This is a genomic window from Burkholderia sp. MBR-1, assembly GCF_013822785.1.
In the GTDB taxonomy this organism is placed as follows: domain Bacteria; phylum Pseudomonadota; class Gammaproteobacteria; order Burkholderiales; family Burkholderiaceae; genus Burkholderia; species Burkholderia vietnamiensis.
Genome location: NZ_CP053611.1, coordinates 290,505 through 305,744, shown reverse-complemented (window position 1 = coordinate 305,744; position 15,240 = coordinate 290,505). Strand labels below are relative to the sequence as shown.

The window sequence follows — 15,240 nt, the reverse complement described above, 5'->3', positions numbered from 1 at the left end:
CGAGACAAACAGAATCGTTGGACTGGGACGCTCGGTTTCATCTCACTCATCCCCCTTTCACATGGCAACACTCTCGACCTATCCGCCTACGACCGGGCCGAACGGCGCGCACCCCGATCCGCTGGCTATCGCCGAACAACTCGCCACGCAATTCGCGCGAACCGCCGCCGAACGTGATCGTGCCGGCGGCACGCCGAAGGCCGAACGCGATGCGTTACGTGCGAGCGGGCTGCTGCGGCTCAGCATTCCGACTGCGTATGGCGGCCTGGGCACGAACTGGCTCACCACGCTGGATATCGTGCGCACGCTGGCTCGCGCCGACAGCTCGATCGCCCACGTGTTTGGTTTTCATCATCTGCTGCTTGCGACCGCCCGTCTGTTCGGCGCGCCCGAGCAATGGGAGCCGTGGTTCCAGCAGACGGCCACCCACGACTGGTTCTGGGGGAATGCGCTCAACCCGCTCGACGAACGCACGATCAGTTCGCCGCGCAATGGCTGGCTGGAATTCAGTGGACAGAAAAGCTTCTGCTCCGGTGCGCTCGATTCGGAAATGCTGATCGCGTCCGCGCGCGCCGTCGACACGAATGCGTTGCTGGTGGCCGCCGTGCCGACGCAACGCAGCGGCATTTCCATCTCGGAAGACTGGAACAACATCGGCCAGCGCCAGACCGACAGCGGAACTGTCACGTTCGAACGGGTGCGCGTGGAGCATCGCGAGATTCTCGCCAATCCCGGGCCGCTCTCCACACCGTTTGCGTGCCTGCGCCCGTTGATCGCGCAACTCGTGCTCACGAACATCTATCTGGGCATCAGCGAAGCCGCCTTCAACGACGCGCAACACTACACGCTGCACGAGGCCCGGCCATGGCCCGCTACGCGCGTCGCACGAACCGCCGACGATCCTTACATCCTGAGCCAGTACGGCGAGTTCTGGGTCGGGCTCGAAGCCGTACGCGTCCTGGCCGACCGCGCGGCCGCCCGGCTCGACGACGCGTGGGCGCTCGGCGCGGCACTCGGCGAAGACCAACGTGGAGAAGTCGCGGTGGCCGTCGCGAGCGCAAAAGTCTCGTCGATCCGGACCGGACTCGACATCTGTACCCGGATGTTCGACGTTGCAGGAGCACGCGCGACCCACGGCGCACTGGGCCTCGACAGACACTGGCGCAACCTGCGAACCCACTCGCTGCACGATCCGTTGGCGTACAAGCTGCGCGAACTCGGCGAGTGGGCACTCAAACGGACCTACCCCCAACCGAGCTTCTACTCATGAACCGTCCGCTCCCTCCTGTCCAGCTGAGCGAACCGGCCGGGACCGCCGACTCGGCGGTGCTGACCCTGCCGGACCGGCACGCGCTCACCACGTCGATCCGGGCGCGCGCGCAGGTCTTCGTCGATCCCCGCTCGCTCGCGTTGCTCAACCAGATACGCATGATCGCGCCCAGCGATGCAAGCGTGCTCATCGTCGGTGAAACCGGAACCGGAAAGGAACTGGTTGCGCGCCACGTTCACAATCTGAGCCACCGCAAGGACCGCCCGTTCATCGCGGTCAACTGCGGCGCGTTCTCGGAAACGCTGGTGGAAAGCGAACTGTTCGGCCACGAGAAAGGAGCGTTCACGGGCGCATTCTGCGCGAAGCCCGGATGGTTCGAGGCGGCCAACGGCGGCACCTTGTTCCTCGACGAGATCGGCGACCTGCCGTTGTCGATGCAGGTCAAACTGCTGCGGGTGCTGCAGGAGCGCGAAATCGTCCGGCTCGGGTCGCGCCACAGCATTCCGATCAACGTTCGAGTGGTCGCGGCGACCAACGTCCACCTCAACGATGCGGTCGCCGCAGGCCACTTCCGCGGCGATCTGTTCTATCGGCTCAACGTCGTGCAGCTCGCGATCCCCGCGCTACGCGAACGCCCTGGCGACGTCCTGCCGCTCGCACGCTATTTCATCGAGGACTATCGCAGCCGCCTCGGATACGGCCCCGCGGATATCGACGTGCGAGCCGAACAGAAACTGCTTGCGCACAACTGGCCCGGCAATATCCGCGAGCTGGAGAACGTGATCCACCACGCGCTCCTGGTCAGCCGCCATGATCTGCTGCAGGAATCCGATCTCCAGATCAGGTACGGCGACACGCCGTTCACGCCTCGCAGCGATCCGCTTCAACACCATGATGCCCAGGAAAATTTCGAGCAGGCGTTACGCGGCCTGTTCGACGAGGAACACTACAATCTGTTCGAGCATATCGAAGATACCGTGATGCGCATTGCCTTTGAATTCAGTCATCGAAATCAGATCCAGGCAGCGAAACTGCTCGGCATCAGCCGCAACGTACTGCGCGCGCGTCTGATCCGGGCAAAGGAAATCAATGCGCTGAAGTAGCACGCTCCGCACGGGCGCTGGTCAATGCCCGTTGCATGCTGGTAAATACCGGCCGGATAGACGCTCGATAGGCCATCGGTACGCTTGCTGAACGAATAATCCGCGCCCGCAGTAACCGAGTACCGGCGCAGCGAATCCGACCTGCCGTTCTGCGACGCCTTGCCGGACGTGAATCCGTCGTTGCCGACCAGCGCGAGCGCGGGCGTCAGCCCATACATGCCGTTGACCTCGACATTGTCGAAGCGTCAGCCGGCGTTCAAACGGCGGCATTACGTAAGGCACGATCGATATCCGATCGGCGTTGATCCGCATACGTACCGACAAGCAACCATGCCGGACACTTGCCCGGTATGCAGCAATCGTTTCTGATGCAACGGTCTGTCGCGTCCGGGAACGGCAGCGGGATGCATCCGTGCCGCTCCCTACGCCGGTTCAGGCGGCGGCCTGGGAAGCGCCCTGCGCGGCCGGTCCGCTGCCGATGGCCCAGACATACGGCGGCTCAGTGCCGTTGATCTCCCAGTCCCCGACGATGCGCGCCTTGAACACCAGTGGATTGTGCGAGGCCGCGGTGCGCGCATTGCGCCAGTGGCGATCGAGCCCCTTCGCGACGCTCGAGCCCGATGCGCCGAGCGCGTTGAACAGATCGGTCGTCGCGCGCAGCACGAGATCCGAGACCACGATCTGCGCACGTGCGGAGTCGAGTTCGGCGTCGACGTTCGCCCGGTGCTCGGCCTGCTCGTCACCTCCGAAGCGGGCCTCGTATGCGCGCTGCGCCGCCTCGCTCGCGCGCACCGCCGTCGCCTCGGCCGCGAATACGCGCGCCGCGACCTCGCCGACCACCTGCTGGATCTGCGGGTCCTGCGCGAACAACGGCGCATTGCCGTGGCTGAAGATGCGCTTGCGTGCGCCCACCTCTCGCGCGATGTCGCGTAGCGCGGCGTGTCCGGTACCCGCAAGCACCGCGAGCAGCACGAGCTGGTAGAACGCCGTCTGGTACTTGAAGCGCGTCGCGAAGTCGATGACGTTCTCCGCTTCGACGCGTGCCGCGTCGAAGCGGGTCGTGCCGCTACCGGTGGTGCGCTGGCCGAAGCCATCCCAGTCGTCGCTGCGTTGCACGCCGGGCTGGTTCGTTCGCACGGCCGCGATCACGTCCCGGCCGTCTTCGTCGCGCGCGAATACGTCGATCCAGTCCGCGAAGATGCTGCCCGTCGAATAGTATTTCTCCCCGTCGAGAATCCAGCCGTCGCCATCGCGCCGCACGCGTGTGATCACATCGCCTATTGCAACGCTGCCGACCTCGGTCCACGCGTTGCCGACGAGTTCACCCGCGACGAAGCGGCGGAACCATTCGTCGCGCGCAGCACCCGGTTCGGAATTGAGCCGATCCTCGACGAAAGCGAAGTGCCCGCGCAACGCCTGCGGCACGTTCGAGTCGGCGGCGGCCAGTTCGATGAGCAGCTGTACCAGTTGCGGCAACGACGCGCCCGCACCGCCTCGTTCGACGGGCACTCGCACGGCGCCGAACCCCGCCTTTCGGAGCCATTCGACCGGCTCATACGGCAGCATGCGAGAACGCTCGCGTTCGAGCGCACCATCTGCAATACGAGCGAAAATCGGGCGAAAGCGTTCTGCCAGGCGCTCATAATCCGTGCCTGTCGATAATTGCGAATCGAAAGACTGGACGGATTTAAGGTGATTTGATGCGGTCATATTGGCTCCAGCAGATCAGAAATGGCTGCAATGCCAGGACTAAAGCAGAAGCCGTGCCATCACGCACCATCACCGGAACCGCATTGAGATCACCCGAATTCGATTGCAGCGCTGCTGATTAATCAGCAAATATGCTGACATGCTGCTGTTTGGCGGGCAAAGGTCCGTATATATTTATCAGCCTGACGATATCGACTTATTGGCATGCTGCAAATGTCAAAGCAGCTATTACCACGCATACTCCGCCGGCGCGCCCACGCAGATCGAGCGGTAGTGGCTGCAGTTCGGCTCAAGCCTGGCGGCGACCGCCGTGAACCGCTGATCCACATCATGCTGCCGGCCATCGCCGGGCCGCTGCTCAACGGGGTCCGGCTCACGATCAGCATCTTGTGGGTCGTGCTGGTGCCGGCTGGTCTCCGCCAGCTTGCGCTTACTGGCACCTCGCAGTCGGACGGGAGTTCGGTCACGCCGCGGTCGTGCAGTGAGCTGAGGAGTTCGAGCTGCTGCAGGCTCGGCTCAGCCTCCCTGCCGGACAGCTCCAGTTCGCGTAACGGCACCAGCAGGTTGCGGATGCGATGATGATCGTCGGTCAGCGTTTCGCGAACGCTGGCTGCGTGACTCGTCGGCGGCTTGTCTGACAGATCCTCCAGCAACTTGCCAATGTCGTCGAGCCGTTCTTCTGCGGAGCGGCTTATATCGTTGACGAGCACCTTGATTGACATCAGCTGCTGGCCGTACTCGACAGCGGACCGGGCGTGCTTGACAGTCGTCCGATCGTAGACGTGCCGAACGAGATCGGACACGCGGCGACCCGTTTGGTAGAGCAGCGCGTCGGTCAACTCCAGCAGCGTGAAGTGCAGAAAATGATCTGCTCGATCGTGCACGTCGACGCCTTGAGCTCACGAACCGTGGCGGGACGCCGGGCCTGTATGCACTGTGCATAGGCACGCTGCTTCTCGATCGGCACCGCGTCCAAGTTCCACGTACGAGTGCCGAGTGACTTGAGAAAACGGACCTGCGAAAGTGTTTCGGTAATGGTCGACGGGCTGTGCCGTGCCGGCGGCGTCTTCAGCCATTCGAGCACGGTCATTCCTGACGTGCCGTGTTGCGTGGACAAGACCGCATCGGCGCGCATCAATTCGGAGTCGCTGACGGTCGCCTGAATCGTGGCGAGCAGACCGCGTTCGGCCTCCACCCAGATCGCTCGCCCCAAATCCCGCAGCGTTCGCTCGGCAGGAATCAACAGTCGCCGCTCGTACAGCCAGTAATGCGCATGCTGGACGAGTTCGTCGAGCGTCAGCGATTCGGCCGCATCCTGACGCATCCATGTTCCGAGGCCGGTCCACTGGTCAGCGCGGATCGACGTCAGGCCGAGGCATTCACACGCCCACACCTGGTGCTCGTATTGAGTCTTGTAGCGTTGGTAGAGCGCGCGCAGCGATGCGATCGACGGCGTCGGCAGACCGAGGCGCTCGCCGACATAGCGCAACAGTTGCCGTGGAAGGGTGCCAACGTGGTCCTGCGTGTGGCCGCTGGCCCGCAGAAAGCCAGTTGAACGGCGGCGCCCGCGCGACGATCGCGCCGGAAACGTTCGTTGATCGCAGCTACGTCGCTGTCGTTCAGCGCGAAGTAGCACTGGACGTCGAACTCCGACAGTCGCGCGGGCAAGCGATCTTGCTCCACATACCGAAATTCCAGGCCTGGCATCTGCTGCCTCCCGTCACGGTCGCAATTGAAAATTGCGGGCACGTAGCTTACCGCAGATCGCGGCCGGGACTGCCGACGGTAGCCGGAATCGACCGCAAGGCCTTGCTACAGAAGGCTTTGCGGCGAAACCGCCAGATTTTGCACGAAAAGGACGATTACCCCCAATGTGACTGCCAATCTACCGCTTACGAATGACGAACGGTGCTTTGTAATGTCGACCACGGGTCAGCTTTTCGACTATCTCACACTGCTACGCTCGTTTGAGTGTCGTCTGCTGCTTTAACTGCATTCCGGGGCACGATAACGTGAACGCTCCATGTCCACCGGATCCCGGCATTTCTGCAGCCACCATGTATCGTTACAACGAATTCGACAAGGCCTTCGTGGCGAATCGCGCCGCTCAGTTTCGCGATCAGATCGAGCGCTGGCAAAGTGGCAAACTCAGTGACGCAGAGTTTCTGCCACTGCGTCTCCAAAACGGTTGGTACGTGCAGCGTCACGCTCCGATGTTGCGTGTCGCCGTTCCGTACGGCGAACTCTCAAGTGCGCAGATTCGCGTTTTGGCACGCATTGCTCGCGAGTACGACGAGCCTGATACCGAAGTCTACCGTCGAGCGCTTGATGCCCAGCGTAAACTTGGCACCGAACGCCTGCCGACGCATCAGGCGCACTTCACGACCCGAACGAATGTCCAGTACAACTGGATTCCGCTCTCCAAAGCCGCCGACGTGATGGATCTTCTCGCAACCGTCAACATGCACGGCATACAGACGAGCGGCAACTGCATCCGAAACATATCCTGCGACGAGCGAGCAGGTGTTGCGCCGGACGAAATTGCAGATCCGCGGCCTTTTGCAGAACTGATGCGCCAATGGACGACGCTGCATCCTGAGTTCGCATTCCTGCCGCGCAAGTTCAAGATCGCCATTTCCGGCTCCACCGAGGACCGTGCGGCAACGGGCTGGCACGACGTCGGACTACGACTCGTCCAAGACGAGGACGGCGAACTTGGATTTCGCGTATTGGTGGGTGGTGGCATGGGCAGAACGCCGGTGATCGGCGTCGTGCTGCGCGAATTCCTTCCGTGGCGGCACATCATGAACTACATCGAGGCCGTTGTCCGCGTGTACAACCAGTTCGGCCGAAGAGACAACAAATACAAAGCTCGGATCAAGATCCTCGCAAAGGCTGAAGGCCAGCGTTTCATCGACGAGGTCGAAGAGGAATTCAGGCAAATCGTGGACTGTGACGGGGGGCCCCATACGATCCCGCAGGCAGAGTTAGATCGCATGAGGTCGTACTTCGCGGTGCCGCCCGAGGTGGCCGCGATTCGCCCCGCCGATCCGGAATCGGACGGTGTGCGTACGGCAACTGCACGGCAGTCTCCCCACTTCGCGCGCTGGCTCGAGCGTAACGTCGCATCACACCGCGATCCGTCGCTGCGTATCGTCACCCTCTCCTTCAAGCGACCATTGCAGTCACCAGGAGATGCGTCTGCAGAGCAACTCGAACGGATCGCAGAGCTCGCGGATCGCTTCTCGGCAGGCGAAGCACGCGTCACCCATAGCCAGAATATCGTGCTGCCCTGGGTTCATGTCGACGATTTGCTCCCGCTCTGGCACGCGGCGGTTGCCGTGCAACTCGCAAGCGCAAATGTACATTTGCTCACTGACATGATCTCGTGCCCTGGCGGCGACTTCTGCGCGCTCGCCAATGCTCGGTCGCTACCGGTTGCGCAAAGCATCATGGAGCGCTTCCAGGATCTCGACGAACTGAATGACATCGGCGAAATCGACCTCCACATCAGCGGTTGTATCAATTCGTGTGGACATCATCACAGCGGGCATATCGGCATCCTCGGCGTCGACAAGGACGGCGCCGAGTGGTACCAAATCACACTGGGTGGAGCAGACGGCTCCGCGCGCAGCGGCGTTGCACGGCCCGGCAAGGTCATCGGCCCGTCGTTCGCGGCACATGAAATAACCGATGCCGTCGAGGCGGTGCTCGATTGTTATCTGGCGCTACGTGCGCGGTCGGGCGAACGCTACGAGACCTTTATCGAAACGTTGCGCCGGGTCGGACTCGAACCGTTCAAGTCGGCTGCCGATGCGGCTCGCACAACCGCGGAGACTCTTGCATGAACGCCGTTGCACGCATTCGTCTTCTCGACGCGGGCGAACATGCCGCCGACGCCGCCCCATCCGTACTCACGTTGCCGAACGATGCCGACCCGCGCGTGTACGCGCTCCAGATCGCAACCGCGACGCGCGTCGATTTGCATTTCCCGTCGTTTACTGACGGGCGAGCGTATAGCCAGGCTTATTACCTGCGCCGACGGCTCGGCTTCAAGGGCGACTTGCGGGCCACTGGTGAGGTTCTCGTCGACCAATTGCAGCAGATGGAGCGCATGGGTTTTTCGAGTGCGGTACTGAAGGAGGGCTCCGACAGCGAAGCGGCCCGGCGGCAGTTGGAACGATTTGCGGCGTTCTATCAGGGCGATGTCACCCGTGCTGCACCCTATCGTGAGAAGGACGTAGATCGCTGAACGACTACTGCTTCATGTGGGTTCACGACGCGAGATCGCTCGGCAATTTGATCTTCTTCCCAGTATTGCAGCAACTGGCAGGCATCGACCGCCGGTTGCGCGAAGGCGAGCTTCCACATCATCCTGCATGGGTCCGCGTGGCTTCACTATGCCGACAGGCGCGGCAGCATCCCGCTTGCCGCTGGTAAAGTCGTTTTTCTGCTGCCCGATGTGCCGCACGGATTGTCGCCGAGCCTGGTTGACCAGCGGGCCTGCGCCGTCGGTGGCAGCCGCCCGCTCGAGCGACGCGTGTCGTTGCAACCGCTCGCCCCGTCTGTCGACGGTAGCGTCGCCCTCGCCTGCGGCTTCATCGGGTTGCACTCCACCGTGTCGCACGCGATCGTGTCGCTCCTCGAGCTCGGGGCGAGTGGCGGCTGCGGCGATCTGCGCAATGCCGGGTCCCGCTTCGACCGCGCTGGCGCGAAGCCGCATTCATTCCGATCGTTCCCGCAAACGTGGTCCAGTTAGGGCGCAACTCGCCGTTCATACGGGCGGCACCGCCGCGTAACGCTCCCGACATTACACGCGCGGCCTGACGCTCGGCTATGGCATACGTCAATGATTACCAGCAGCCAAACGGGTTCGATTTGATTTCGAACTCTCGGGCAAAACCGGGCTGATCGAGCATCACGACCTTTGAGCCGGATATCGAGCCGGTGCCCGTCGAATTCAACGACCTGGTAAAGACACCTCGCGGCGTGCGCGGGAAGTCTTCGCTTCGCGGCGGGCCTTTCAGACGCGTCGCGTCAGCGGCACGCGTAGCGATGCTGAATCCACTCAGCAGTTCGCTCAGTGCGCCGCGTGGCTTCCAGTTGACGTATCTGCTCCGACCGCGGGAGCTACGAAACGTGCAGTGCCTCGGCGGCGCACGTGAAATAGCGGTGTTCCGGGACGGCCAGGAAGTAACGGATAGCCCACAACAGCATGGCGAATTTCCTCGCACCCGAGAACAATTGGTCTTGCCTATGGTTGGCATCATAAACCCGTCTTGGACACTATGATGCAACAGGTCCATTCTCTGTTCAACGCATCGCACTGACCGACGCGGCGACGAACGCCAGACTGAATGGAGCTGACCATGCAAGAGATCATCGACGGTTTTCTGAAATTTCAACGGGACATCATGCCCGCTCGCAGGGAGTTGTTCCGCAAGCTGGCCACCAGCCAGACGCCGCGCACTCTGTTCATTTCCTGTTCCGATAGCCGCATGGTTCCCGAACTGGTCACTCAGCGCGAACCGGGCGACCTGTTCGTGATCCGCAACGCCGGCAACATCGTGCCTTCGTTCGGTCCCGAGCCGGGCGGTGTGTCGGCAACCGTCGAATATGCAGTGGCCGCGCTCGGCGTGACGGATGTGGTGATCTGCGGCCACTCGGACTGCGGCGCGATGACGGCCGTCGCAACGTGCAAGGGCCTCGACCATATGCCCGCCGTCGCGAACTGGCTGCGCTACGCCGACTCGGCGAAGCTCGTCAACCAGGCGCGTGAACATGCAGGCGAACGCGAGCGCGTCGACTCGATGGTGCGCGAGAACGTCATCGCGCAGCTCGACAACCTCAAGACCCATCCCTCCGTTGCACTGGGACTTGCGCAAGGCCGCCTCAATTTGCACGGATGGGTCTACGACATCGAATCCGGCTCGATCGACGCGCTCGACGCCGCGACTCGCCAGTTCGTGCCGCTCGCCGCGCATCCCGATGTCACCGCGACGCCCGCCGAGTGCGTGGCTGCGCTCTGATTCCCGGCTCGTCAAACCGACGGCCGATCTCACCAGGTTGATTTTCTCAAGGAGCAACATCATGACCCAATCGCAAGTCACACCGAACGCGCGCGAAGCTTTGACCGAAACGATCGTCGACGCGAAAGTGCGCAAGAACCTCACGTTCGAAGCCATCAACGAAGGCACGGGCCTGAGCCTCGCATACACGACGGCTGCGCTGCTCGGTCAGCATGCGCTGTCTGAGAATGCGGCGAAGCTCGTCGCCGAACGCCTCGGGCTCGACGCCGCCGCCGTGCGCCTGCTGCAAACCATTCCCGTGCGCGGCAGCATTCCGGGTGGCGTGCCGACCGATCCGACCGTCTACCGCTTCTACGAAATGGTGCAGGTGTACGGCTCGACGTTGAAGGCGCTGGTTCACGAGAAATTCGGCGACGGCATCATCAGCGCGATCAACTTCAAACTCGATATCCAGAAGGTTCCGGACCCGGAAGGCGGCGAGCGTGCCGTCGTCACGCTCGACGGCAAGTATCTGCCGACCAAGCCGTTCTGAACCCATGATGCAAAGACGAAAGTTCTTACTGAGCACCGGTGCCGCGCTCCACGTCGAGCACCAACAACGCGCTGTCCCCCACAAGGAGATCCGAAATGACCTCATCCGCAGCAGTTCGTCCGCCGCTTCCGCCGTTCACGCTGGAGACGGCCATCGAGAAAGTCCGTCTCGCAGAAGACGGTTGGAATTCGCGCGATGCCGCCAAGGTCGCGCTCGCCTATTCGCTCGACACGAAATGGCGCAATCGCGCAGAGTTCGCGAACAATCGCACGGAAGCGCAGGCGTTTCTCGAGCGCAAATGGAAGAAGGAGCACGAGTATCGTCTGATCAAGGAGCTGTGGGCATTCGGCGGCAATCGCATTGCCGTGCGCTACGCCTACGAATGGCATGACGACTCGGGCAACTGGTTCCGCTCCTACGGCAACGAGAACTGGGAGTTCAGCGAGGACGGCCTCATGCAACACCGCTATGCATGTATCAACGACATGCCGATCAAAGAGTCCGAGCGCAAGTATCACTGGCCCTTGGGCCGTCGGCCGGACGATCATCCGGGACTGAGCGAGTTGGGACTTTGACGCCCGGCGCGTTAGAGCCGCAATGAGCGGTTCGCGCCCAACAATCTCGTGGCAAAGCACAACGGATTGTTGGGCGTGTGTTGAAGTTCAACGGTACTACTGGTTGTGTCGAGTGGTGCGCGAATCTCGTCTGGCGGCTCCGCTACTTCGGGCCGACGAAGGCCTAGCTGAGGAAGTGATCCGCTGCCTCGTGAACCACATCCGACATGAAGGCGCAATAGCAAAACCTTCGCCCGGACATCCCCCTTCTGTTACCCGACGCGCATCGCGTGCGGAGACGAGGAGACCGTCGCTCTCAGGGTTTTCTAACGGCGGCGGCGCTGGTTTTCCCGCTAGCTGAATCTATGGTCACTGTTAGCAGAGTCTTCGAACCGCGACAGCACTACCATTAGTAAAACTGACCTTATCGAAACAAGGAAATGGAAACATCATGAACAAGAGAATCCGTCACATTTCTTACGTCCTGTCGGCACTCACGCTGGCTGCTTCCGCCACGACCGCGCTTGCTGCATCTTCCGCAGAAGCGGCTTCACCGGGTTACCACTCTGCTGCGCCGTTGATTCAGCGGAATGCGGCGCCGGAAGCTCAGCGCGCAATGACCCGCGGCGAGGTGATCAACGACATGATCAAGGCCGGGCAGGACGGTACTCTGCAACGCCTGGACGACACGGTCTTCCACGGCTCGTGACGCCAGACCAAGCGGCTGCGGCGAAGCGAGTCGCCTCGATGTGTCTCTGTCCAGTGGATCGTCAGTTGCAGCACTCAATGCGTTAACGATCACGGCGAATTCGATCGTGAATAATTCTTCAACCAGAGCCCACGTCGGATTTGCTGACGCGGCCGGATCTACAGCCATCAAGCACGGGGTTGACGGTTTGGCTAAGCGCCCTGCGATGAAGGTGTCGCGATCGACGCGCATGCTAACGCAGCGGCGGCAAGGCCGCTCGCCACTGAAATGTTGGATCGTTACCGAGGCCGCGACGGGTCATCAAAAGCGGGTTTCCTGTCGATGATCTCGGCAAAAACCGCTGTCGTAGGCAAATCCGCTCACGCTGCATCAGCTCCGATGCAAGTCTCTCAACTACTCGACACCGTCGATGTCGGAGAAGGTCAGGTCGACTTCCCGAACCGATCAGTGAGCAGCTTTAAGAACGCCCTGCTTGCTGCGGTGCGATACCCACCCTTGCGCTCTAAAACGGCGGCCGTGCGCGTCGGCAGAGGTGGATCGAGCGGCACGGGATGCAGGCCCTCTTGCACGCGTGCGATGTGATCAGGGAGAACCGTCGCCAGCTGCCCGCGACGCACGATTTCAACGATTGCACCGATGGTATCCACTTCGATTGCGACAAGCGGTCGAATCGCGTGACGCGCAAAATGCTCATCGATGAACCGGCGCGTCGCGAACGTGTCGTTCAACAACACCAACGGTTCCTTGCCAAAGTCACGCCCCGCGAGTGCCCTGCGGCGCGACGCACGCGGGTGGCTGTGGCCGACTACCAAGCTCAGCGTCTCCTCGAAAAGCGATTGGCTTTCTATGTCGGCCGAAAAGGCCGGATGGAATGCAACACCGATATCGAGCTTGTCGTCCGCAAGCTGCGCCTCCATCTGGTCCTGCGTGAGTTCGCGAATATCGATTCTGATGCCAGGATGCAGCTGATGGAAGTCATCGACGATCGGCCCGACCAAGGATGCCGTATAGGTCGGCGTTACTGCGAAACGCAGGCTACCCCTGCTCAGCTCCGCCACGTCGTGTATCGCCCTCACCCCTGCGTCAAGGTCCTGCAGCGCGAGTTTGGCGTAACGCATCCACGCTTCTCCCGCGTCGGTCAGGTGAACAGTTCTGCCGGAACGGTCGAACAGCAGTGTTCCCAAGGTGTCCTCGAGTTGCCGGATCTGCTGCGATAAGGTCGGCTGCGATACGTGAAGTGCCTCGGCAGCGCGCGTGAAATTCTTCTGTTCTGCCACTGCAAGGAAGTAGCGGATGTGACGGAGCAGCACGGGCACCCCCTCATCTATTGGTCATTCCTATCGACTCTATCGCAAACCAGACTTTGACACTATTGAAAGTCGCGTCCATCCTTGGTGCATCGAATCAACGCACACATTGAAGCTGATCGTGAAGGAGATCGTCGACGGATTGCGGAGACGCCGAACCGGCCCGTTAGGGCGCTGGTACTGAATGAAATTATTCTGTGGAAGGCATGATTGTGCGCTATCTGGTGACACATGATTCGACAGTGGTGGATTCCGGCAAGCGTGTACTGGCGAGAATCGAAGAAGGCGCGTCAACAAGGCGCAGGTCCAAAGCTGCGTGACGGTTCCTTTCTGCGTGGGCATCGATAACGTGATATCGCCAGCAGCGCGGCATCGAAATTCGGAGCTCTGGCAAAAATCGATTGCGGAACAGTCTCGAGCAGGCTGTGGTGCACCCGGCAGTAGTCGGCTGACGGATCGAGCCACTCCCTCTTCCACCGTGATGCAGTGACATCGGCGTCGTTCAGAACAAGACATCTGAAGCAATACACCAAGTACTTCCGGCCGAAGACCCACTCATGCGGCGTCTGGATCATGCGCAGAATGCCGTCGTTGAGCCGCGCTACGCGAGATAGACGGCACAGGGTTGGGGATGGAACTGGGGGGAACGAGGATCCAGCCGGCCTTGGTCAGGCTAGGCATCGCTACGCCTGTGCCCGATTCCCAGATCCAGTCCACGCTCGTCTGATACCGCGCCGCGATTCGACCCAACCAGCTACCAAACGCCTCTTCCAGGAAGGGCCGAGGTGCGATGGGCCACGGCCAGGGGGTGTCAAACATGCGCGCGGGCAACTCGTGCAAGGCGAGCGATATCGATGCACTCGTCACCGCTCCTGATCGCCCACTCTGGTGCTTCGTTGAGGATCGTAGATATGGCGCCAGTCAGCCCTCCGCTTATCTCGAGAATAAGCTGGACAAGCTCACGTCGCGACAGATTCAATGCTCTACCCTACTTGACCGTCGCCAACGGCAAAAACAATGCCAACGGGTCGTGCGTGAGGGGCTGGAAGCCGAAGTGGCCATAGAACGCCGCGGCGCCCTCGTCCTTCGCGTCGACGGTCAACGCGACGGCCGGGATTTCCGAGCTGGTCGCGCGCCGCAGCGCATTGACCAGCAAAGCGGCACCCAGCCCCCTGCCCCGATACCGGCGATCAACGGCCAGTCGCCCCATGCGCACCGCCGGAATCGTGGGATAGCGCGGCAGCTTGCGCGCTATTTCATGGGGCAAATCCGCCAACGCGACGCTGGCGGCTGACAGCGTGTAATAGCCAGCAACGAAATTGCCGTCAAGCATTACAAAGCACGCGGCGACGCGACGGCGAACGTCCTGCGTCACCGTTTCGCGCAAGTAGCGGTCAAGCGCCGGCGTGCCACATTCAAAACCGGCTCGATCATGGGCTGCGTCGAGCACGGCCACCGTGAGCTGCGGACCGGTCACTCGTTACGCAGCAACTGGTCATGACGACCCAGTGCCCGCTGCAAGGCGTCCGTGGGCTTGGCGGGCGATAGAATCGCCGCGGCGAAGCGCTCCGAATCCGCCACCGACAGGCGAATCAAGTCCGCGTCGGAAATGGCGCGTTGCGCGGCTTCGCGCGCAGCGGACACGACGAAGTCCGACATCGTGCGCCCCTGGATCTCGGCGGCCCGGCGGATCACCGCCAGCACGTCGGTCTCGACGCGTGCTTCAAAGCGAGTAGTAGCCATAAGGTGTTACCTCCTTGCGCTACTGTACGGAAATTTGCCGGGCTCGTCAAATTGTACGGAAAATTGCCGGGGGCATTCGCGAGTATCGAAGCCGGCGCCGGTCAATGCGTACTCCCGTGAAACGGCGCTTGGGGCAGCGTCTCCCGATCCAGCGTTCCGGGTACCAGTTGTCTGATCAGTTCCGGGTCCAGGTTCAAGCCCTTGCCCGGTTCAATCGTCACTTCTTCCTTGCGTTTGCGTGGCATAAAGTGGCTCCTTGGTCGCCGGTTTACGCCGGATGCGC

General features: G+C 61.7%; 14 protein-coding genes and 3 pseudogenes. 11 read left to right on the top strand and 6 right to left on the bottom strand.

The window, feature by feature from the left end; translation table 11 throughout:
- Positions 1 to 61 precede the first annotated feature (61 nt).
- Together MBR110_RS25960 and MBR110_RS25955 are read left to right on the top strand one after the other, a co-directional pair.
- Entirely contained in the window at positions 62 to 1,270 is a 1,209-nt protein-coding gene (locus MBR110_RS25960; RefSeq protein ID WP_014725907.1) for an acyl-CoA dehydrogenase family protein, read from the top strand.
- Positions 1,267 to 2,373, top strand: coding sequence for a sigma-54 interaction domain-containing protein (locus tag MBR110_RS25955; protein ID WP_014725906.1), 1,107 nt, complete (start codon positions 1,267 to 1,269; stop codon positions 2,371 to 2,373). Before MBR110_RS25960 ends, MBR110_RS25955 begins: the two co-directional genes overlap by 4 nt.
- 432 nt (positions 2,374 to 2,805) lie before the next feature.
- On the opposite strand, the gene MBR110_RS25950 is transcribed toward MBR110_RS25955, so the two are convergent.
- The gene (locus MBR110_RS25950; RefSeq protein ID WP_181709679.1) at positions 2,806 to 4,083 is read right to left on the bottom strand and encodes an acyl-CoA dehydrogenase family protein; all 1,278 of its coding nucleotides are present in this window, start codon (positions 4,081 to 4,083) and stop codon (positions 2,806 to 2,808) included.
- Positions 4,084 to 4,357: 274 nt separating this feature from the next.
- On the opposite strand from MBR110_RS25950, the pseudogene MBR110_RS32330 reads away from it, so the two are divergent.
- Positions 4,358 to 4,494, top strand: a pseudogene (locus MBR110_RS32330) (ABC transporter permease); the annotation flags it as partial.
- Between the two features lie 5 nt (positions 4,495 to 4,499).
- On the opposite strand, the pseudogene MBR110_RS32700 reads toward MBR110_RS32330, so the two are convergent.
- Positions 4,500 to 5,751 (bottom strand): annotated as a pseudogene (locus MBR110_RS32700) (DUF4158 domain-containing protein); the annotation flags it as partial.
- On the opposite strand from MBR110_RS32700, the gene MBR110_RS32320 reads away from it, so the two are divergent.
- The 8 genes and pseudogenes from MBR110_RS32320 to MBR110_RS25910 all read left to right on the top strand — a co-directional run bounded on the left by MBR110_RS32320 (position 5,635) and on the right by MBR110_RS25910 (position 11,907).
- Complete coding sequence (locus tag MBR110_RS32320) at positions 5,635 to 5,985, top strand: hypothetical protein (protein ID WP_175464249.1); 351 nt, start codon at positions 5,635 to 5,637, stop codon at positions 5,983 to 5,985. The pseudogene MBR110_RS32700 and the gene MBR110_RS32320 overlap by 117 nt on opposite strands.
- 155 nt (positions 5,986 to 6,140) lie before the next feature.
- Positions 6,141 to 7,931 (top strand): nitrite/sulfite reductase, encoded by a 1,791-nt coding sequence (locus MBR110_RS25940; protein ID WP_181709678.1) that lies wholly within the window; start codon positions 6,141 to 6,143, stop codon positions 7,929 to 7,931.
- Positions 7,928 to 8,335 (top strand): DUF934 domain-containing protein, encoded by a 408-nt coding sequence (locus tag MBR110_RS25935; protein WP_034192726.1) that lies wholly within the window; start codon positions 7,928 to 7,930, stop codon positions 8,333 to 8,335. Before MBR110_RS25940 ends, MBR110_RS25935 begins: the two co-directional genes overlap by 4 nt.
- A gap of 114 nt (positions 8,336 to 8,449) precedes the next feature.
- Positions 8,450 to 8,842, top strand: a pseudogene (locus tag MBR110_RS25930) (cupin domain-containing protein); the annotation flags it as partial.
- Between the two features lie 610 nt (positions 8,843 to 9,452).
- Complete coding sequence (locus tag MBR110_RS25925) at positions 9,453 to 10,112, top strand: carbonic anhydrase (protein ID WP_059897347.1); 660 nt, start codon at positions 9,453 to 9,455, stop codon at positions 10,110 to 10,112.
- 61 nt (positions 10,113 to 10,173) lie between these two features.
- On the top strand, positions 10,174 to 10,644 hold the full coding sequence (cynS, locus tag MBR110_RS25920; protein WP_181709677.1) for a cyanase: 471 nt from the start codon (positions 10,174 to 10,176) through the stop codon (positions 10,642 to 10,644).
- 95 nt (positions 10,645 to 10,739) lie between these two features.
- Complete coding sequence (locus tag MBR110_RS25915) at positions 10,740 to 11,219, top strand: nuclear transport factor 2 family protein (RefSeq protein ID WP_034192728.1); 480 nt, start codon at positions 10,740 to 10,742, stop codon at positions 11,217 to 11,219.
- 430 nt (positions 11,220 to 11,649) lie between these two features.
- Positions 11,650 to 11,907 (top strand): hypothetical protein, encoded by a 258-nt coding sequence (locus MBR110_RS25910; RefSeq protein WP_034192729.1) that lies wholly within the window; start codon positions 11,650 to 11,652, stop codon positions 11,905 to 11,907.
- Between the two features lie 422 nt (positions 11,908 to 12,329).
- On the opposite strand, the gene cynR is transcribed toward MBR110_RS25910, so the two are convergent.
- The 4 genes from cynR to MBR110_RS25890 all read right to left on the bottom strand — a co-directional run bounded on the left by cynR (position 12,330) and on the right by MBR110_RS25890 (position 15,202).
- Positions 12,330 to 13,217: a transcriptional regulator CynR gene (gene cynR, locus MBR110_RS25905; RefSeq protein ID WP_059454739.1), complete on the bottom strand. Its 888-nt coding sequence runs from the start codon at positions 13,215 to 13,217 to the stop codon at positions 12,330 to 12,332.
- Positions 13,218 to 14,202: 985 nt separating this feature from the next.
- Positions 14,203 to 14,691 (bottom strand): GNAT family N-acetyltransferase, encoded by a 489-nt coding sequence (locus MBR110_RS25900; RefSeq protein WP_181709676.1) that lies wholly within the window; start codon positions 14,689 to 14,691, stop codon positions 14,203 to 14,205.
- Entirely contained in the window at positions 14,688 to 14,957 is a 270-nt protein-coding gene (locus MBR110_RS25895; RefSeq protein WP_011880168.1) for a type II toxin-antitoxin system TacA family antitoxin, read from the bottom strand. Before MBR110_RS25895 ends, MBR110_RS25900 begins: the two co-directional genes overlap by 4 nt.
- 101 nt (positions 14,958 to 15,058) lie before the next feature.
- The gene (locus tag MBR110_RS25890; protein ID WP_155624606.1) at positions 15,059 to 15,202 is read right to left on the bottom strand and encodes a hypothetical protein; all 144 of its coding nucleotides are present in this window, start codon (positions 15,200 to 15,202) and stop codon (positions 15,059 to 15,061) included.
- Positions 15,203 to 15,240 lie beyond the last annotated feature (38 nt).

Excerpts from the sequence above, each read along its gene's own strand:
- MBR110_RS25960 (WP_014725907.1), top strand. The coding sequence starts at position 62 with ATGGCAACACTCTCGACCTATCCGCCTACGACCGGGCCGAACGGCGCG.
- MBR110_RS25955 (WP_014725906.1), top strand. The coding sequence starts at position 1,267 with ATGAACCGTCCGCTCCCTCCTGTCCAGCTGAGCGAACCGGCCGGGACC.
- MBR110_RS25950 (WP_181709679.1), bottom strand. The coding sequence starts at position 4,083 with ATGACCGCATCAAATCACCTTAAATCCGTCCAGTCTTTCGATTCGCAA.
- MBR110_RS25940 (WP_181709678.1), top strand. The coding sequence starts at position 6,141 with ATGTATCGTTACAACGAATTCGACAAGGCCTTCGTGGCGAATCGCGCC.
- MBR110_RS25935 (WP_034192726.1), top strand. The coding sequence starts at position 7,928 with ATGAACGCCGTTGCACGCATTCGTCTTCTCGACGCGGGCGAACATGCC.
- MBR110_RS25925 (WP_059897347.1), top strand. The coding sequence starts at position 9,453 with ATGCAAGAGATCATCGACGGTTTTCTGAAATTTCAACGGGACATCATG.
- cynS (WP_181709677.1), top strand. The coding sequence starts at position 10,174 with ATGACCCAATCGCAAGTCACACCGAACGCGCGCGAAGCTTTGACCGAA.
- MBR110_RS25915 (WP_034192728.1), top strand. The coding sequence starts at position 10,740 with ATGACCTCATCCGCAGCAGTTCGTCCGCCGCTTCCGCCGTTCACGCTG.
- MBR110_RS25910 (WP_034192729.1), top strand. The coding sequence starts at position 11,650 with ATGAACAAGAGAATCCGTCACATTTCTTACGTCCTGTCGGCACTCACG.
- MBR110_RS25895 (WP_011880168.1), bottom strand. The coding sequence starts at position 14,957 with ATGGCTACTACTCGCTTTGAAGCACGCGTCGAGACCGACGTGCTGGCG.
- MBR110_RS25890 (WP_155624606.1), bottom strand. The coding sequence starts at position 15,202 with ATGCCACGCAAACGCAAGGAAGAAGTGACGATTGAACCGGGCAAGGGC.